The sequence below is a fragment of the Marinagarivorans sp. genome, from assembly GCF_982758155.1.
This window is the reverse complement of sequence record NZ_CEXWTU010000073.1, coordinates 1-20,622: the sequence shown is the minus strand read 5'-3', so window position 1 is coordinate 20,622 and position 20,622 is coordinate 1. Positions and strand designations below refer to the sequence as shown.

Genomic DNA, 20,622 nt, shown 5'->3' with positions numbered 1-20,622 from the left:
TCGATACGCCTAACCTTGCTGCTGCCATCACGCTGGAATTCCAGTTAATCGTGACAGACGAACAAGGTGAAGGCTCAGAAGCAACGGCTTATACCGTAACCGTTGAAGCGGTGAATGCCGCGCCCGAAGTTAGCGTTCAGCCCAACCCCGTGAATGTTTCCGCCGAAAGCGGCGTGACCTTAACCGCGACGGTAAACAACGAAGACGAAGATCAAGCCTCTATTGATTACACCTACGCTTGGGTCGCGCCAGCAGGTTACGAAAATCTTATTCCAGCTAATTTCTCTGGCGCTGAGCTTGCCTTTACTGCTCCTGCGATCCTGGTCGATAGCCAATTACTCGTATTTACAGTGGTCGCGACCGAAGCGATTACCAATGGCCCAATCAGTGAAGTAGAAACCGTGAATGTGAATGTCGAGCGCGGTTATTTTGCGCCGTCTGCCAGCGCAGCCCTTGTGGGTGGCGGTACGGTGTTAACCGAAGGCGTCGCCGTTAGCCTAACGGCTGCTGGCTCACTCGCAGGCACTAACCCGATCGCGACCTATGGCTGGGAAACAAGCTGTGATGGCTCGCTGACTAATGCTAATGCCGAAGTGGCCAGCTTTACCGCCAGCAATACGTTAGCGCCACAAACCTGTGACTTCACCCTAACCGTTGCTGATGGCGAACTGAATGGTGAAGGAGCTGCGAGCTTAGCGGTTACCATTAATGCAGGTGACGATGCCCCCACAGCAATAGCCCCTGCGGTGGCTGTAAATGCCAATGCCGGCATGCCCATCGTGCTGAGCGGTATTACCGTTGAAGATCTTGATAGCCCGAGCTTAAATTACAGTTGGACCAGTAATAACAACGAAGCGCTGCAGCTATTAAACTCAACCACTGAATCGGCTCCAACCTTTGTGCCGGCCAGTGCTGCTGAAGAAGCCTTAATCACCTTTACCTTGACCGTAACCGATGGTGGTGAAGCGGGCCGCACCACTGCCGAAAATGCCGTATCTACAGCGAGTCTTGAAGTCATCGTCGCGGCCAATAACGATACTCCAAAAGCCGATATAAGCCTTGTAATGCCTGCTAGTGCAACAGACATTGCCGAAGATGCCGGCGTTACTCTGCAAGCTATACCGCTCGCGGGTAGTGCGGAAATAGATCTATTTACGGCAGCGAACGACCTAACCTATACCTGGACACCCAACGCGGCTTTAGCAGCCCTAGGTGTGGCCGAAGATAGCGGGCTAGGGAAATCGCAGTTTAGTTTTGTGATTAACGACCTCGAAGCGCCAGTGGCAGGCTTAGTTGTGACCTTGGTGGTTGAAGATACGCAAGGTGCAACCTCTACAGCCGTGGATTACCCCTTTGCACTAAAAGCCGAAAATACAGCGCCAGCACTAACACTCAATGCGCCCGTGGCCGTAAACGGTGGAGATACCATCACCTTTGAGGCGGTTGCAAGCGATCCCGAAAACATTCGCACATTAAACTATAGCTGGCAGCAACTTGACGAAACCGGTAACGCCCTAGCCACGAACGACCCTGCAGCGGTAGCGTGTAGCGAAGGTAATACCACTAGCCAATGTAGCTTTGAAGCACCGGTTGAAAACGAAGACCTGACGATTACTTTCGAAGTTACCGTGGCTGAAGCCGGTAGTGAAGATTTCTTAAAAGAAAGTGTCGCCAGCGAAACCGTCATCGTGACCTCAGGCTATATCGCGCCCGTAGTGGTGTTAAGTTTAAATGCTCCTGTGCTAGAAGGCGCCGCAGCGGTAATAACGGCGAACATCACCACCGAGGGTACAGAAGCGATTACCGCTTACGACTGGAGTGCATCTACCTGTTTAGGGCAGCCAGTATTGGCTGACTTCAGTAATGCAGTGGGAAATACCTTAACGTTTAACACACCGGATAAACAAAAAGCGGACTACACCTGTGACATCCAATTAACGGTTACAGATGCGGATAACGCAATCGTGGTACCGGCTTTAAGCGTAAGCGTGGGAGCGATCGATGATATCCCCGTTGCCGTCATCGCCGACCGTGCACTAACCATTACGGGCCATGACCCAGAAGATATAACGGATGAGCTATTGGATGGCAGCGGCTCAAGGGATGAAGAAAGCGACACCTTGTATTACCGCTGGACCCAAGACGCAGCTGATATTGTTCAGGTAAATTGGTTAAGCCTTGGCGAAGCCGATGGCAATGCTTCCTTTGCTGTTCCCCAGCAACCTTCAGAGACGATCTTAAACTTCAGTTTAACCGTGTGTGATGCTGAAGATGATCCTCTACGTTGTGATGCAACTCCTGCAACTATTGCTATTACCGTAGCTGCGACTAACCAAGCGCCCACAGCGATTATCAGTGTTGACGGTATTGAGGTGGTAGGCGCCACCGATACCACGGGCAGCATTACCGCTGATGAAACTGAGCATCCCTCGCAGCGTGCGGATGGTGAAATTGAGGTTGAGCTAACCGTATCGGCGGCGCAATCATTTGATGAGACTCCACAAGGCGAAGCATTAACTTATAACTGGAACTTATCGCTAGACGCCGGTTTTGACCTTGGCATTTATGCTAATGCCCAAGCATGGGCCGAAGGCGAGTTAGGTTTAACGGCGGAGGAATTGAGTGAAGAAAGCTTTACTTTTGTTACGCCTAACTTTGCGGCTGAACAAAATCTGCTGTTTGTGTTAACCGTATCTGATGGTGACCTGCAGGTAAGTAAAGACTTAAACATTACCATCGAAGCTGACAACGATGCGCCGGTTGTTTCTGCTTCGTCGAATGTGAGTAATGTTGCCAGCTTGGGGCAAGTTCAACTCAATAGTACCGTTATTGATCCCGATATTGAGCATCGCGATTACCCCGTCAACATCACTTGGAGCGCACTACCCGATGTGATCGATTTTGCCGGTAACCAGAACCAAGCCGATGTAACAATCACTGCGCCTAATTTACCGGATGCAACAACCGTGGTGACATTCACGGCGACAGCTATTCAGGCTGACGATGTGGACAGCTTGCAGGGCAGTGCGAATGTTGAGATTACTATTGGCCAAGGTTATTTCCCGCCCGTATTAAATGTAACCTCTGTTAATGCCGTACTTGAAGAAGGTGCGACTATTCAGCTGCAGGCTGCTGTCACCGGCAATACCAGTGAAATAGCCAGCTATACCTGGGCATTAGCGGATAACTGTAGTGATGCTGTTTTTGCAATAACCACGCTAGACGGCATTAACGAGGTTGAAGCAAACGGTTCTGCATTCGCTAAAGAGGCGGAGTTAGTATTACCTAATCGCACAGCAATTTATGATTGTGGCATTACGGTTACTGTTAATGATAGTGAAGCAACGCCAGGCACCGATACCTTCACGTTGACGCTGGAGGGTGTTACCGCCGTTAACGATTTACCCGTCGCCACCTTTGTTAGGCATTCGCTAATAGAATCACCGCAGGATAGTTCTCTTTTTATTGGTGAATTGGTCGGCTCTGTGAGTGATCCAGAAAATCTGTTAACTGGCTTTGAGTGGGTCCAAATACCTAATAATGGTGTAATTGATGTGCCTGTTAGTTGGTTGAACGAATCTAACATCGGTACGCCTAGCGATTTAAACAATGGTCAAACAACAGCCAGCTTAAGCATTCCTAAACACCCTTTAGATGCAACGTTCATTTATGAGCTTCGTGCGATTGATGATGAGCAGTCTGGCCTTGCGGCAAGCTCCGGTGTTTTGTTCATTCCTGGTAGTAACTTGCCGCCCAGTGCTGGTAATGCTTCAGAGCGAACAGTCTTAGAAAGCGAGTTTGACGAAGAAGGCAACTTTATTGCAAATGAAATAACTTTGGATCCCGTTGATTTAGCCTCGGGTGATTTAGATGATTTCACGCCAAACGACGTCTTAGGTTTTCAATGGCTAGTAACCGGCATGGATACCAACGGCTTGGACTTGAATCAGCCATCGCTGACGTTTACTGCGCCTAATTTAAGTGGCAGCACCGGTGATGATTTCGATTTAGCGCCATTAACCTTTACCTTGGTTGTTACTGACGAACATGATGGAGTCGCTAGTTCTACGCATACGGTGAATATTACTGCCAATAACGATGACCCTATTATTACTGCATTAACAGCGATACCTGCTGAACTTACCGTAGCGGAAGGTGGGTTTATTGATTTAACGGCTACAGCCATAGACCCAGAAAATCAGGGGCTAACTTACGAATGGCGAGTTGTGGGCGGCGGCGCCAACGATAACCGCTTCTCGGTGCAAATTGGTTCTAGCACGCGCTTTACTGTGCCTAATGGTATATTTGTTGATACAACTTATTCGATCGTTGTGCAGGTTTCTGATGGCGTTACCCCGCCGGTAGAATCCGCGCCTATCATCATTACAGGCCAAACGGGTTATGTGGCGCCAGCCATTACGTTAGAGGTGAGAGCAAGCCCAACCGAAAGGGAGACTGTAAGCGTTAGTGCGACCGTTAATTTCACCTCACCGGTCATGACACCGTCATATGTCTGGTCTGCGATTTGTGGTGGATCAGTTATTGAACTAGAACAAAGCCCGGTAAATGGCCCCATTGCTGGCGAAGCAACGCTAAGTGGTAGCTTTACTGCACCCGCAACGATTGAAAGTTATAACTGTAAAATTGATTTGGTTGTTGATGATGGTAATGGCCAAGGTGGCGTAACGGGAACTACGGGTGACTTTGCTGTAGCCCCCGTCGATAATCCGCCGTCGGTTATTTTGTTAGATAACGCCGATTTACCTGTAGCCATTGTAGGCATGCCTTTCACCTTAAATGCTTTAACGCTAAATGCCGGCAACTCGATTGTAATCGATAGCGATACACCGCTGGATGAGCTGAATTACACGTGGCGTGTAGAGGCTGAATATAGCGATCGCATTACAGTAACGAATGAGGGCTCTATCGGAACAGTGACATTCCCGCTGGATGTCTTTGAAGTAGATTCCACGGTTGCATTTTTACTAGATGTTGCCGATGCCAGTACTCAAGTGCAAATGCTTGATGGCGATAGTTTTGAAATTACCGTGCGTGCACGTAACCTGCCACCGGTTGCGGTGATCTCGGATGATACCGGCACTGCATTAACTGGCGAAATCGAACTGCCTGAGACTGAAGTTGATACTTCTGTATCGCAATTAACGCTAAGCGCAGCGACTTCAACGGATGATTTTGAGTCGGTCGACAATTTTGAATGGAGCATCGGTACCGACGAGATTTCCCTTGCGGATCTAGGCCTAACCCTTGCAGACCTCACCAATGAATCTATCGAAATCACGGCCCCCAATTTATTGGCGGATACCAGCTTTTCAGTGAGTTTGGTTGTGGTGGATGCACAAGGCAATCGCTCTGCAACATCACCTCCGACGAATATTACAGTGAGGATAGCTGCCGATAATGATGCGCCGAGCATGCCGGCTATTACCAGCGTTGTAAATAACGTATTAGAAATTAATCAATCCTTACCGCTAGCAATAAATCTTGCTTCTAGCGACCCTGAGGAACAGCCAATCACTTATCGTTGGCTGCAAGTAAAAAACGATGGGGTAGCTGTTGAAATATGTGGTGATGTTGAAGCCTGTAACTTTAGCCCCTTAGCGGCTGGTGAATATACCGTAGCGGTTATTGCATTCGATGGCGAAACAGAGGTGCCATCAGCATTGGTGAATATCACTGTGAATACGCCTATCGATCCAACGCCGATTATTAGTTTGGCTTTCGATCCTGAGTTGCCGTCTGAAGGTACACCTGTAACCTTAACAACGACTGCGGAATTTCCTGAGCCTATGGCAATAGGGCTTAGGGAGTGGACAGCAAATTGTGGTAATAAAATATTCTCATTAACAGATTTTCAGGTAAGCGTTAGTCCTGATGAGACAGTGCAAACACTAAGTTACACATTCACTGGGCCAGAAGCGTTTACGGATTATGACTGCGAAAGTATTTGGACGATTGCTGTAAATGGCGAATCGAGAACTTTCCCAACCCCTTTCACTGTAAGTGCTAATGACGATGCCCCCATTATTGCCGGAGGTATTGTGCTGCCACAGGTGGATATTAATTTGGTTTATACCCTAGATGCTCAAACACTGAATAGTGGCGAGCCTATGGTCAGCGATGATTCACCAACGCTCACTTATAACTGGCGCGCGGAAGGAATTAATATTGTTACAGACCCCGCAACTGGCTTAGGCTCTGTGGATACTTTTCCTGATTCATTCACTGCTACTAATGTATTGTTTTATCTCGATGTGTCGGATGGTGTTCATGACATAAGCTCCCCTGCTTATCCTGTGACAATTCCAGCGACAGTTAGCCCAGCCCCTGTGATCTCTATTTTAGAAGCTGGTAGTTTAGAGCCTGGGAGTAGTGAAGGCTTACCCACAGAAGGGCTTGAATCCTATCAGCGGGTTAGTATTGAATTCCCCGATCCTTCAATTACTGTTTTCGGAAACCCTGTATGGGGTAACCATTGCGACCGTTTGTCTATTAGCGGAACAGGGGTTGCTCCTCGCGATGCAAATAATATAGAGGTATATAGCCAATACTTTATCCCCGAAGAAGATGTTGCGAATTATCAATGTAATGGCTCTACCGTTGCCTTTAATTTTAGCGATGGAAGCTTTCAGGCTATTACGATCGATACATTTACGGTTAGCGCTGATAACGATGACCCGGTAAGGCCTGTCATCGGAACGTTTGCTGGTAACTTTTTAACAATTGGTGATTCTGTTGAACTTAACTTAGAAAATGTAGCTATAACGGATCAAGATGGCGAGGCGATTACTTATACTTGGTTGCAAAGTACGGACGGCGCTAGCTTCACCGAGGTAATTGAGTGTGGCGATAGTGTTGGGCAGTGCGTCTTTTCACCGACCGTTGCTGATGATTATCTTGTGAAAGTTGTTGCTAGTGATGAAGCTAATAATATTGAGTCTTCGGTTGTTATTATTTCTTATGAATTACCTATAACTTTTTTAGATGTTGACGGTATTGAAATAACCGAGCTTCCTATCCAAATTGTACCCGGTGGAATTAAGACGGTGAGTGTATTTTTTGCCGGTATTAACCCTGATGATCGAGTTTCGAGAGGGGTGGATTTTGAGGGTGATCTATCCACTCGCGTAGCCAGTGAAACTCTTGTTGAAAATGAAGCTAATCATATTCAGTTCACTACAAATGGCCTTATTGGTTCATTTACTACGAAGGTTCATTACCAAGTGATTGGTGGTGTTCGTCATTCTTCTTATTTGACAATAACAACAACAGTGATCGACCCTGAGGATATTGTTGTACCTATACCAAAAATTAAGGCGCTGGATAAAACTGAGTTTACACTTGGAGAGCCTGTAGTCTTGGAATTAGAAAACCCCGCAACAACTGATAGTGGTGGTCGTGAATTAATACATGTTTGGCAGCAGCTGGATTCAAACAACAATGCTGCACCTTTGCCGGATGATTTCCCAGTATTAGGCTTTGATTGCTTGGAGGTTAACTCGGTAGTTTGTACGTTTACACCTGAAGTGCCAGGAGAGTATCGAATTTTTTCTCGAGCACGATTTACTGGAGCTACTGAGCTTGAAACTAAGCTTTCGACTGTGGTGACTGTTACATTTACTTCCCCAATAATAGACCAAGCCCCATTAAATTTTGTTGATGCTCAAGGTAATAACGTTACTGGTGACGGCAGTTATTCACATGAAGTGTTTGTCGGTGATGATTCGTTTACTCTTTCAGCATTGGGTGGCAGTGGTGATGGTGCGGTTACTTATAGCTCTAGTAATGAATTAGTGGCGACGGTTGATGCGTTAACAGGTGAGGTGACTCCGGGTCGTCGAGCTGGTTCAGCTATCATTAGTGGTGTGAAGGATGGAGGAGTGGAATACCATCCAGCTTCTGCAAGTTATCAATTCCGGGCTGTGAGCTATTTAGGGCAATCCGCATACCAGGGGCAGGAGCCTATACCTTCTGGCGTGTTTATCTCAGGGGAGTATTTAGCGCAAATCGGAGGGGCTTCGGATACTGGTGTTGTTGCTGCACATGGGGAATATGTATTTTCTCAATTGTCGGATAATAGAATCGGTATATCTAAGCTGATACAGAATAATACATCGCGCCAATCGATGAGTGTAATAAGTTTTGATTTCGGTGTTCAGGGCTACTCTATTGCAGTGAATGATAATTGGATGTTAGTTCTTGATCAGGGTGGGGGCAATGAGTATTACTTGGTAGATATCTCCGACAAACGACAGCCGACTATTGTTCGCTCGGCTCCAATTAATGGCCTGGGTATCGCAACAATTGCCAATGATCGCTTGCTTCTTTCTCGAGGTGCTGAAGTGTATTACTCAGACAATCTGAATGACCTTGCCGCTGGTGCCGATCTAAGTTTACTGGATGTAGGCTTTGTTCATAGTGAAAGCTTTGATGGGCTGTTATTTGGCGTAGGGGCTGGAGGTAGTTGTGATATCCGGAATATTCTCGTTGGAGGTAATACATCTGTTCTCGCCACCCTTACAGGGTGTAGTACTGTGTTTGGAATCAATGATGCGTTGGTATATGGTTTTGATTATGAAAGCGCCTCATCTTTAAATAATTCAGGGAAGTTAAGGGTTTATGATCTGTCCGGGCAAGCCCCTGGCGCACCTATCTCTCAAATAAATTTGACCCATTTCGCGACGCCATCTTCGATTCAAATCGCTTCGTATCATGTGGATAGAGAGCTTTTTTATTCAGTGCAGAGAGTTTCTCCACCTACAAATTCGGTAGATCCTTATAAAAAGCTGGATGTTCTAGATTATCGAGACCCTCTTAGCCCAAGGCGAAAAGCTTCTTTTGTTGGTACGGGCGAAATTTATCCTGCTGGGCAAGGAATAATTGCTAAAAGTGAAGGTGGAGGGATTAGTAAACTAGATTTAGCTACGGATATCTCGCTGTCAGGTGATGGAGATATAACCTTGGGGGGTATTCGCACCTACACGCTAAGCTGGGGAAATAACTTGCCCGCCGAGCAAGCTGGGTGTGAGGTTTCCGAGGGGCAGTGCTTTATTTCAAATTTTGATGCAGTGAGCCGAACAGCAGTAGTTTATTGGACTCTACCAACATCAAACAATGAAGCGGTTAATCCCAGTGCGCATTTTGAAATTGCAGTGACATTGGTTGGTCAAGGTTTCTATGTCGCTGATTACGATTGGATAAAAGTTTCACCAGAAAATCGTACTTCGCAAAGCGCTATTTCTGTTTCGGGCATTCCCGCTAACCCCACATCAAACGATTCCTTTACACTTTCTGCTAACAACGTGGTTGGCGCTGGAGAATATATTTACTTATCCAGCGACCCTTCAATTGCTCAAGTCGACGCAGTAACAGGTGCGGTGAGATTGGTCGGCGTTGGTGATGTGACTTTGACAGTGATTCGCGCTGGGGATGATCAGTATGCACCGATAATCAACCGGTTTGATCTTACCGTTAGCCTGCCTATCCAACCGCAAACCATATCTTTCGGCGATCTTGTCGATGGCCAAACAGTTGTTAAATTCATTGGTGAGGATAAAGAGTTCAGCTTACCTGCAGAGTTGGTCAGTGCGCAGGGTTCATCTGAGCCAATTATTTATCAAAGTTCGGATGAGACTGTTGCGACAGTAGACAATAATGGTGTCGTTACTATTGTGCCTAAACCGTCCGCTTTCTCTTATATTAACTCCGGTAATGGTTTAATCGTGCGCATTACCGCGACGAAACCCTCAGATGCGCAATTTGATGAGGCAGAGGAGTTTTACGAATTGGAAGTTCTTCGGTATGGCGGTGAAGCTGCCGAAGTGCCTGAGGCACCTTTTGTTTCTGGAGGTACCTCTTTTACTCCTCAAGCTACGATGTTGCTATCTGTTGATCCTACAATAACTGTTGCAAACGATTCACACGTAGTGTTGAGCGGAGGTGGTGAAATCCGCGTTGTGGATATATCTAACCCATCCTTGCCTTTTGATACGGATGCTTCTTTTGATGCGGGTGGCTCTTCTTATGGCTTAGCTATCAATGGTGATGACCTATATGTTCCTTATAGTTCGACCCCTGGATCTTTTGATGTTGCAAAGTTGAGTGTTGACAGTTTGATCGCAGGAAATAACAGTATTACGGATACATATATTGCTCCTAATAATGGTGGGTCGATTGCTCAACTGTTAGTTTTTGATAATTATTTGTATGTTGGAAACGATGCGGTATTTGCGCGTTTTGACCTTATGCTTAATGGAGTTGATGCTGCTGCAGAGATGCTTCGTGCTGGTGAAGAAATACGAAATATGGTTTCGGATGGTCAGCGTTTATATGTGGCGGAAGCGTTTATAACAGAAGCCGTTGAGCGTCCCGATCATGGTTTTCTAATATGGGAGCATGAAGTTGCTGGCGGTGTTAATAAATTGGGTTATTTAGTCAATTATGTAAACTCGATATACGCTGCTGGTGATGGCTATGTTTATAATCCCCCTGGTTTCGATCAGGCTGGATTTGGTATTAGTATCACTAACGTGGGTAATCCATCTTTACCTGTAGCTAAGAGTTATATGAGTGACGAATACTGCTCTTTTGTAAGCCGCAGATCGACATCCTTTATCTTAGAGGAAGATCGGTTTTACTGTGTCGGCTCCCTGGGGGGGACTAGAGTTAATTCTGCCAATATCAAAGATCCTGAGGCGCCAGTTGTTGGCGCAAGCTATCAGCTGTTTGAGGGGTTAAAGCATATACATAAAAGTAATAACTCCCTTTTTGCTGTAAATGATTCAGCTTTGGCCTCATTTGATATTAGTGGTCGATTATTAGTTGGTAGCCAATACGGTGTCGTAAGTTCTTCCCAGGTATTAGCATATGAGGTTCGGTGGACGTCAGAAGCTAATATTGTTGGTGCGCTAAATCCCACGCTTGAACTTGATGCTTGGGTGTCGGGCGGTACTTATGATGTCGTTGCTTTTGATGACGTTGCTCGTACGGCATTAGTTGAGTGGACTGTTCCTGCTGCTCCTGGGCATTATGAAATAGTAATAGCTGCAGGAAGTGCGGCTTTCTATATTGCTGACTTTGATCGTGTAGTTGTTGCGCCTTAAAAAAGGGTGTACCTGTTATCGGTCTTTTTCTCTTACGTGTGAGGCTGCATATCCTGTTAACAATATCGTTAAGTAAAAAGGAAAACATACATGCTCACAAGGACGGAAGTGAAATAAAATAAATGCCCAAGCACAAGCGCTCGACATTTTTCGGTGGAGGGTTTGATTTGCGGTTGGGGAAAGGCGATAGGTAAAAGCGTTGCGTAATTATCCGGTGAGCATGCCAGAGTTGGGGCGAATTAAACCGGCAAATAAAGCAAGTTGAGCGAAGATTGAAGTGGCAGGTGCAAAATGGCTTACCTGTAGGGCAGGGGATTTTTTACTAGCGATGAACCCGCGTACCGCACATATTATTCTTGGGCTCTTTGATGTTTTAGCGCTACTGGCTGTTTGCTATATTTACAGTCGCTGGGTGTCGATTGGGCTCTCTGTTGCTGAACAGAGTGAAAGTATTGTAGTTCAGGGTGCGTTAGGTGTTTACTTGAGTGGCCTCTTTGTTCCTGCTGTGCATGCGTATAGTTTTCTTGGGGAGAAAAAGGCGAGTGTTCTCGCTAAGCCGCTTTTATCCTTAGTATTGCTGACTATTGTGGTTGCTGTATTTTTTGTCTCGAGTGCCATCGAGCAAAAGTTGCAATCTGCGGGTTACACCGAGTGCTCTAATGCACAACAAATGACTCGTTCGGAATTCAAAACCTTTGTGTTGGATCCTTCATCATGCCACTAAAACGATTCACTTTATTATGGGTAATATTAAGTTTTCTCTTTGTCGCTAAGAGCTTTGCCGTTGAGCCTTTATCGCTGAGTTGTGGTATTTCTTTATCGGCTTATGCTGGGGTTGAAAGCGAAAGCCACTTTTTTGATGTGGTGCTGAGTCATCATAAGCACAAAGAGGGTGGCCATAAGCTTGTGCTGGAAAGGCAGGGTTTGCAGTTTTGGGTTATGACGCACAGTGTGCAAACGCTATCGGGGGTTGAGTTTATTAACAGCTATCAGTTGGCGGTTAGGACTTTGGCTAGTGGGTTGTTCGTGCATGCACTGAGTGATGTATCGAATGCCCCCTCGGTTGCGCCTCGATCTGCTCGCCTTAGTTTGGTTGATTACCATCCAGATACTTTTTTGGAGAAAGGAGAGCTAATGTTTGATTGTCAGTCTGCTCTGTAGCGGGCGGATATGGTGGCTTTTTCGAGTAGGTATGCATCAATTGTATCGCTCGGGGGGCTTGCGGGGCAGGGATAAACACTCAACGCCAATCTCCCACACCCCAATCAGCCAAAATCCTTGTTGCCCAGATCCGCTGGGCCTTTTACACTACGCGACTTAAATTCTATTCAGAATCGTGGTTCCGTGGCCAAATATGAAACAACTTGAAGTCAAAGACGCTCTGCCAAAGGGCTTCAAGCTGCACTGGTACGAAATACAAGGGGTGCTGGGCCGTGGAGGCTTTGGCATTACTTACCTTGCCCGCGATACTAACCTCGATTGCAATGTTGCGATTAAAGAATACTTCCCCATTGAATATGCCAGCCGTGAGGGGCATACCCAGTCTTTAGAGCCTACCACGTCAGACAATAATAACGTTTACGCTTGGGGGCTAGAAAAGTTTGTGATTGAGGCGCGAACCCTCGCTAAGTTCAGCCATAAGAATATTGTTCGTGTTTCCAGTGTTTTTGATCATAACAATACGGCTTATATGGTGATGGATCTTGAGGCGGGGCAAAGCCTGTCGGAAGTTATCTCCTCGAAAGTAGTGTTTACAGAATCGCAGCTCACTAGCATGCTGATTGGCTTGATGGATGGCTTGGATTTTGTGCACAGCAAAGGTTTTATTCACCGCGATATTAAACCGGCCAATATTATTCTGCGGGCCGATGGCGAGCCAGTATTGCTGGACTTTGGCTCTGCCCGCGGTGCGCTTAAACAAACCACTAAACTCACAAGTTTAGTCTCGTTTGGTTACACGCCGTTTGAGCAGTACAACGCCAGCAGCGATCAGCAGGGTGCCTGGACGGATGTGTACGCCCTTGCCGGTACATTCCACCATATGTTGTTAGGCACAAAGCCGGCCGAGGCAATGGCGCGGGCAACGGCGTTAATGAATGGCAAACCGGACCCTCAGTTACCCTTAATCGATTGCGAGGCTTTAGGCTTTAGCCATCAATTTTTAGCGACTTTGGATGCAGGCTTGGGGTTTCGTGTAGAAGAGCGGCCTCAAGACATGGCATCTTGGAAGCAGATGCTATTGGCGGAGCAGCCCTCGGCCAAATCGCGAAAAAAAGCGGCATCTGCACGTAAGGCAGCAGCTAAAGATCGCACCGTATTAATGCCGCCAGCGAGTAGCGATAGTATCACCTCGTTTAGGGGGCGCAAGTCTAACGATGCTAAGCCTGGCGGTGCTAAGGCTTGGGGCACAATTGTTGCGACGCTTTTTCTGGTGTTAGGGGCTGGCGGCGGTGGTTTTTGGTTCTGGCAGCAGCAGGCCTCGAGTGTGGCTGAATCTATAAGCGCAGAGGCTGCGGTTGTTGTAGAAGATAAAGATCAAAAAATTGTGAAGCTACAAACCGAGTTGCGACAAGCGGGTAGCTTGGCGACAGAGCGTGCAGCGGAGTTGGCCGAAATTAAAGCTGAGCGCGCAAAGCGTGCAGAGCAGCAGCGTTTGGAGGAGGCGCGGAAGGAGACAGAACGTTTAGCCGAAGAGGCTCGTGTAGCGGCGCAAGCCAAACAAGCCGAAGACGCACGCTTGGCGGCGTTGGAAAAAAAGCAGGCTTTGGAGGCTAAGCAGTTAGCCGAGAAAGCGCGTAAAAAAGAGTTAGCCGCGCGAAAGGCTAAGTTTGACAATGAAGCTAAAGATCTTGTTGCTGGCTTTATTGCCACCTTTAAGCGCAAGGATCATGCATCGTTGGTCGATAACTATGTTATTCCAGAGGATAAGCAGGTTTTTGTGCAACAACTCATGGGGGCTTATAAGTCTTTTTCTTTATCAAGTGCTCGTTTAGAAAGCAACGCGGCGAAGCAAACGGCGCGAACCGTCATTACTATCACCAGTATTCGTTCGAACAACGGCAGCATTGTAAAGCCCGGTGCGGCATGGCGTGACATTCCCGTCGAGATCAAAAAATCCTCCAGCGGTCAGTTAGCACTGTATTGGCTGTAGGCTCCTTTCTAACGCTGTTGCTTGTATAAATGCCAACCCCTTTTTGTCTTTCGTTGTCAATTCCGAAGTGAGATTAAGTTCTGTTTTAAGTGTGGGCTGCGTCCAATCCTAATGTAGAACTTCTAGTAAAGTGACGCCCTAAATTACTGGCGCGAGTATCGGCTATTGCGGATAAACCGACTGGTAAGTATGACTTAGGCTACTTTAGGCGCAATATTATGCTTTTCTGTCTCACCACAAAAAAAATACAAGATACTATCCGGTTTAAATCGGTTCTGCCCTTGGTTTCACTGCTTATGCTTACGGCCTGTGTTGCCGAACCTAAAAGCGAGGGCTCTTCCTCAAGCGATATGATCCCCAGTAGTGTAGCCGTAAGCTCTTCGTCGGTGATGACCTCTAGCAGTGATGTTAGTGTTAGTTCTTCCGTTCGCAGTTCTGTGGCCAGTAGCGCTTCTTCGAGTAGCGCTGCTGAGCTGGGTGACATCATCCCTCGTACAAGCTGCCCACCAGCACCGCCAGCGCCTAATTTCGGTGATTGGAAGCCGCATTATGCGGAGTCTGCATACCCGAGCACGCATGATGTGGTACGAGACTTTAAGGAATTGATGGTTGAGCAGCCCGTTTTTAACGAAACGGGAATCGACCTGCCTTGGAATTTACATTCGCCGCATCAAGCCGACGGCGACCCTGATGCACTCTTTCCCTTGGTTGTTTATATACATGGTGGCGCAGAGCGAGGCAGTAACCCTAGCGAACAAAATGTACACCTGAATAATCGCCACGCTAAAAACTTTTTTGCTTCGGCTAAATCGCTGTTAAGCACAGAGTATCAAGAGCAGTTCCCCGCTTATATTTTGGCGCCATTGTGCGATTGTAACTTCTATTCTAACGAGTGGGCGTCAGATGGCGGGCGTAATTTTGAAATGAAGGATGCACCGTCTAAATACGGTGACGCGGTATTAACGCTGATTGAAAAACTGATCACTGAAAAGCAAGTCGACCCTGCCCGTATTTATGTGACGGGACCGTCTATGGGGGGAGGTGGCTCTTGGGAGTTTGCGGTTCGTCGCCCAGATTTATTTGCAGCGGCGATTCCGTTGGCGGGGCATCCAGCCTCTACGAACGATCTTAAAAAACTGCACGATAGCAAGGTGCCTGTTTGGTCTAATCACGGCGAAGGTGATGGCAGCAACCCAATTGGTGATGCGCAAAGTGCGGTTGATTTTGTGAGTGATGGCGGTGGTTGTGCTTGGATCTCACGCTATCCCAAGGGGACGGGCGCCGATGATCCGGCAGATGCCGACCCAAGTGATGCGCCGCATAATATTTGGGCTCGTGCGTATACGAATCCTGATCTGTGGCCCTGGGTTTTTTCTATATCTCAGCCACGATCTAATCAACTCTAAATAAACTCATTGGATTTAATGTTGCGTTAATGTTACGCAACATTTTAAATCTTGACTCTTTGGGGCGCATATTGCGCCCTTTTTAGTGTAATGGTCTTTTTACTCTTCAATACGTATACATTAATGCGCGCACAAAGGTGTTACTTTTGGTAAGGTGGCGCCTATATCATTGCGTCAGTTGGTGCCACTTCTAGTATTTTTCGCGATATTTCTATTTATTAAATTCAGGTTTGTAGCATGTTCATGTCATTTGTTTCGCAGTCTTGGCGCTTGGTTTTAAGGGCGGCCACATTAGCTTGCGGGGCGTGGTTGCTTTCGGGCTGTGTTGCTAAAAGTACCACGAGCTCTTCTGCCGGTACTGATATGAGCAGTGAAGTCTCTACGGTTTCTAGCTCGTCGGCCACCATACTGTCCAGCTCCAGCTCCAGCTCCAGCTCCAGCTCCCAGCTTGATGATTCGAGTTCAGTTAGTTCAAAGTCGAGCCTTGGCACGCAAAGCTCATCAAGTGCAGAAACCACCTTGCAGGCGGTCATTGCCCCCCGAACCGAATGTCCTCCGGCGCCGCCAGCGGCGAGCGAGGCTTGGGCGCCGCATTTAGCATCGTCTGATACCGATCAATACAATACGGTTCTCGATTTTAAGGCTTTGATGGTGGAGCAATTGCCCGTTGAAGTTGATGGCTTTAGTTTGCCTTGGTTTTTACATTCTCCGTATCAAGTGGATGGCGACCCCGATGTTAAATTCCCTTTGGTGATATACCTTCATGGCTTGGGTGAGAGCGGAAATACCGCAGCTGACTTATGGGATAACCGCCATACCACTAACTTCTTCGCCTCCAATAACTCGCTACTTACGGATGAATATCAGCAGCAATTCCCCGCTTATATTATTGCGCCGCACTGCAATTGTGCGCAGGGAAGTTCTGAATGGACTAATGGCGCAGGCCGTGATTGGCGCTTTGATCCTAATAAAGCGAGTGCGCCAGGTGAAGCGCTAATTGCCTTAATTGAAAACATGATTGCCAATCATCAAGTTGACCCTGCGCGTATTTATGTCACGGGTATCTCAATGGGCGGGGCGGGGTCTTGGGGTGTTGCACTGCGCCGTCCAGACTTAATTGCCGCTGCTATTCCTTTGTCTGGCCACACACCCGATCGCACAACAATGCGAAGCCTTATTGACTCCAAATTACCTGTTTGGGCGCACCATGTGCCGGGTGATGAAAATAATCCTTACGATGAAACCAGTAGCGATGTTGTTGCGCTCGCCGAGGACGGCGCTTGCACCTTTATTACCAGCTACCCCAGCGTTCAGGATGTGGGTTGGGAGAATGTGGATCCGGGTGATCAAGAAGATGGTCAAATCAGCGGTAATGATTTAAACCATACGGTGTGGCCGCGGGCCTATACCAGTCCCGATTTATGGCCTTGGGTTTTCGCTATTGCTCAGCCGTTAATTTTGCAAGAAGTTGCGGTGAGTAGTCGCGCGCAAACCAATAGCTCGGCTTCTAGCATGAGTAGTGAGTCAGTCGAAGATTTGACCGGCCGAGTAAGTACTTTAGAGTTTGCCAGCGATGCGTTGGCGACTTGTGTTGAGAATGCCAGTACGGCTTACATTGATGAGCTCACACATTTGAGCTGTAGCCAACAAATTATGGATTGGACGGGTTTAGAGAATTTAACGTCGCTGAAAACATTGGTGTTATCTGGCGGGTATTTTAACGAGCCAGTAGCGATTGCGGGTTTGGAGCACGTGAGTGAGCTTATTGTGGATGGTGGTAATTATGGCAGTCTAGATATTAGTACTGGCGTTAATTTACGTTCACTCAGCGTGTTGAATGCGGGTAGGTTGTCCAGTCTTGATATTAGTGCTTTGGCGCAACTCGAAACCTTGGTGGTGGCGACTGGTGATATTAGCTCGCTAAGTATTCAAGGTAACCCAAAGTTGGTTGCTGTGGATGTTTCAGGTAGTGATATCGGTTGTAATTCGCTCACTGAAATGCACTATATAAAGCCTGAACTGACGATTAGCTACGAGATTGAAGATTGTGATTTAGTAACGCCTTCGGGGGATAATCACAATGTGGCCAAGTCTGTTGATGTTGCGCCGGTTATCGATGGTCAAGTTGATGCTGTTTGGGAATTGGCGCAGTGGGATACGCTTAATGAGGCGTGGGTGGGCTTTGAGGATCTTTCCGAACCTTCGAGCGAGGAGGATTTCACTGGACGCTATAAGGCGCTTTGGGATGAGGATTATCTCTATTTATTGTTTGAAATTACCGATGATATTAATAGCGTGACGGGCGCTTATTACCAGAAAGATACGGTAGAGCTTTTTATTGATGAGGATCGTAGCGGTGGTTATCACGAGTACAATAACAATGCTTTTGCCTACCATATTAGTATTGAAAAAGACGTAGAGGATATTGGTGATATTGACGGGCATGTGACGGTAGAAATCGATGACAGTAATGCGGCAACGTATATATGGGAAATTCGTGTAGCCATCTTTGGCACCTACGGTAATGGCGCGGGCAGTATGGATGATGCCCGACGGAAACTATACGCAGGTAAAATTATGGGCTTTACGCCCAGCTATATTGATAATGATGGTAATGGCGGGCGTGAGCATTTCATGAGCACAGTCTTTACCGAAGGGCATAATGATAATCAGGGTTACATTAATGCAGACTCTTTTGGATCCTTAATGCTTGTGGAATAAACTTCCTCTCCCTCCAGTAACGGCTCCTTCGGGGGCCGTTTTCATTTGTGGCGGCTATATTGAATTTTGATTATTTTTTATGCAATTTCGCTATCGCCAGCTACACTCCAGTTAACGTCGACTCAATCTGTATACGCAGCGGGATACGTTGTTGCGTTTTTTAGGATTATGCCATTAGAGCAAAAAATATTATCCTAGAAACCGCAGTTGAGAGTCAAAAAGATGCGTATTCCCTTGGTGTGCATGGCGTGTAGTAAAAATGTGTAGTCACCTTATTGGTGATGAATCATTGTTATCGCGCGTCAGGTGCGCCAAGGGGATGCGTAGACTTTGATGGTTTAACTGCGGTTTTTAGGATTATAAGGCGGCGTAGAAACGAGGTATTCAGATGGATAATCAAGACCGGAGCGAAGATTCAGCGCGGCCACCTGAAGGCATGAGTGATGAGGAGCTAGAAAAGCACCCTAACTGGCGGCGTTACACCAAAGGCTATCGAGCTAAGCGTGGCTATGTGCGTGATTTGTGGATTTATAGTGGTGCGCTGATAATATTTATGCCGCTACCTTTACAGGTGTTTTCTTTGGCGGCGCTGTCTTTTATATCACTCAGCATCTTGGATGCGGAAGGCGAAACCGAATAAAGCGAGAGCAGAGGGTTACTCTTTGCTCTCGCTTTATTTCAGCGGTTGTTAACGCTTTATACTTTTACTTTTAGCTAGCATGGGTTTTAAAAATCGAGCTGTATGTGACGCTTTTACTTCGCACATAGTTTCGGGGGTGCCGGTCGCAATTATTTGTCCGCCGCCACTGCCGCCTTCTGGCCCTAGATCAATCACCCAATCCGCGGTTTTAATCACATCTAAGTTATGCTCAATAACAACAACGGTATTGCCGTGGTCGCGCAGGCGATGCAATACATTTAAAAGCTGCTGAATATCGTGAAAATGCAGGCCTGTGGTGGGTTCGTCGAGGATGTATAAGGTTTTGCCTGTATCGCGTTTGGATAACTCTTTAGCGAGCTTAACCCGCTGCGCTTCGCCGCCCGATAAGGTAGTAGCCGATTGCCCTAAGCAGATATAACCTAAACCTACATCCATCAGTGTTTGCAGCTTTTTGGATATGGCAGGTACGGCTTCAAAGAAGGGTGCGGCATCTTCAATCGTCATGCCGAGCACTTCGTGAATATTTTTGCCTTTGTATTTCACGCCGAGAGTTTCGCGGTTGTAGCGTTGGCCGTGGCATTGGTCGCACTGTACATAAACGTCGGGCAAAAAGTGCATTTCCACTTTTACCATGCCGTCGCCTTGGCAGGCTTCGCAGCGCCCGCCTTTCACGTTAAAGCTAAAGCGGCCGGCTTTGTAACCCCGGGCGCGGGCTTCTTGTGTGCCTGCGAATAATTCACGTACTGGTGTGAATATACCGGTGTAGGTGGCGGGGTTGGATCGGGGGGTTCTGCCGATGGGGCTTTGATCGATATCGACACATTTATCAAAGTGATCTAACCCGTGCACGGCTTTGTGCGGAGCGGCCTGAAGTGTGCTTGCGTTATTGAGCGCCGTGGCGGCCAACGGATAAAGCGTTGCATTAATGAGCGTGGACTTTCCTGAGCCAGAAACCCCTGTTACGCAGGTCATTAAACCCACGGGTATTTCAACCGTCACATTCTGTAGGTTATGTCCGGTGGCGCCTTCAAGTACTAAGTATTTGTCATCTTTAACCGGGGTGCGTTTTTTGGGAATGGCTATCGACTTTTTACCCGAAAGGTAAGCGCCAGTCAGTGATTTTCGGCTGCGCATAATTTGCGGCAGTGAGCCTTGGGCAATAATTTCACCGCCGTGTACGCCTGCGCCTGGGCCCACATCGACAATGTAGTCGGCTTGGCGAATGGCGTCTTCATCGTGCTCTACGACAATAACGGTATTGCCTAAGTCGCGTAAATGCGTGAGCGTGCCGAGTAAGCGATCGTTATCCCTTTGGTGTAACCCAATAGAGGGTTCGTCCAATATGTACATGACACCGACTAAACCAGCACCGATTTGGCTGGCGAGACGAATACGCTGCGCCTCGCCGCCTGATAATGTATCGGCGCTGCGGTTAAGTGTTAGATAGTTTAAGCCCACGTCCACTAAAAATTTAAAGCGGTCGCGTAATTCTTTGAGAATTTTATCGGCAATTTTAGCTTTAGCGCCTTTGAATTTTAATTTCCAGAAATATTCATGAGCATC

The 20,622-nt window shown here is 47.3% G+C and carries 8 protein-coding genes; 7 read left to right on the top strand and 1 reads right to left on the bottom strand.

Annotation, left to right across the window (positions count from 1 at the left end):
* Positions 1–50 precede the first annotated feature (50 nt).
* The 7 genes from AC3A8L_RS10075 (at position 51) to AC3A8L_RS10045 (ending at position 19,038) form a co-directional block, all read left to right on the top strand.
* Entirely contained in the window at positions 51–11,120 is an 11,070-nt protein-coding gene (locus AC3A8L_RS10075) for a hypothetical protein (protein ID WP_487962119.1), read from the top strand.
* A 328-nt stretch (positions 11,121–11,448) separates the two neighbouring features.
* Entirely contained in the window at positions 11,449–11,844 is a 396-nt protein-coding gene (locus tag AC3A8L_RS10070) for a DUF1240 domain-containing protein (RefSeq protein ID WP_487962118.1), read from the top strand.
* Positions 11,835–12,281: a hypothetical protein gene (locus tag AC3A8L_RS10065; protein WP_487962117.1), complete on the top strand. Its 447-nt coding sequence runs from the start codon at positions 11,835–11,837 to the stop codon at positions 12,279–12,281. The genes AC3A8L_RS10070 and AC3A8L_RS10065 overlap by 10 nt, the downstream gene beginning before the upstream one ends.
* 193 nt (positions 12,282–12,474) lie before the next feature.
* Positions 12,475–14,271 carry a serine/threonine protein kinase gene (locus tag AC3A8L_RS10060; protein WP_487962116.1) on the top strand — a complete coding sequence of 599 codons (1,797 nt, stop codon included), beginning with the start codon at positions 12,475–12,477 and terminating at the stop codon, positions 14,269–14,271.
* Positions 14,272–14,489: 218 nt separating this feature from the next.
* Entirely contained in the window at positions 14,490–15,677 is a 1,188-nt protein-coding gene (locus tag AC3A8L_RS10055) for a carboxylesterase family protein (protein WP_487962115.1), read from the top strand.
* 237 nt (positions 15,678–15,914) lie between these two features.
* Positions 15,915–18,398: a sugar-binding protein gene (locus AC3A8L_RS10050; protein WP_487962114.1), complete on the top strand. Its 2,484-nt coding sequence runs from the start codon at positions 15,915–15,917 to the stop codon at positions 18,396–18,398.
* A 388-nt stretch (positions 18,399–18,786) separates the two neighbouring features.
* Positions 18,787–19,038 (top strand): hypothetical protein, encoded by a 252-nt coding sequence (locus AC3A8L_RS10045; RefSeq protein ID WP_487962113.1) that lies wholly within the window; start codon positions 18,787–18,789, stop codon positions 19,036–19,038.
* 48 nt (positions 19,039–19,086) lie between these two features.
* Here the strand turns inward: AC3A8L_RS10045 and uvrA are convergent.
* On the bottom strand, positions 19,087–20,622 hold a 1,536-nt coding region (uvrA, locus tag AC3A8L_RS10040; RefSeq protein WP_487962112.1), incomplete at its 5' end, for an excinuclease ABC subunit UvrA.

Coding starts and splice junctions, on each gene's coding strand:
- AC3A8L_RS10070 (WP_487962118.1), top strand. CDS start 11,449: ATGAACCCGCGTACCGCACATATTATTCTTGGGCTCTTTGATGTTTTA.
- AC3A8L_RS10065 (WP_487962117.1), top strand. CDS start 11,835: ATGCCACTAAAACGATTCACTTTATTATGGGTAATATTAAGTTTTCTC.
- AC3A8L_RS10060 (WP_487962116.1), top strand. CDS start 12,475: ATGAAACAACTTGAAGTCAAAGACGCTCTGCCAAAGGGCTTCAAGCTG.
- AC3A8L_RS10055 (WP_487962115.1), top strand. CDS start 14,490: ATGCTTTTCTGTCTCACCACAAAAAAAATACAAGATACTATCCGGTTT.
- AC3A8L_RS10050 (WP_487962114.1), top strand. CDS start 15,915: ATGTTCATGTCATTTGTTTCGCAGTCTTGGCGCTTGGTTTTAAGGGCG.
- AC3A8L_RS10045 (WP_487962113.1), top strand. CDS start 18,787: ATGGATAATCAAGACCGGAGCGAAGATTCAGCGCGGCCACCTGAAGGC.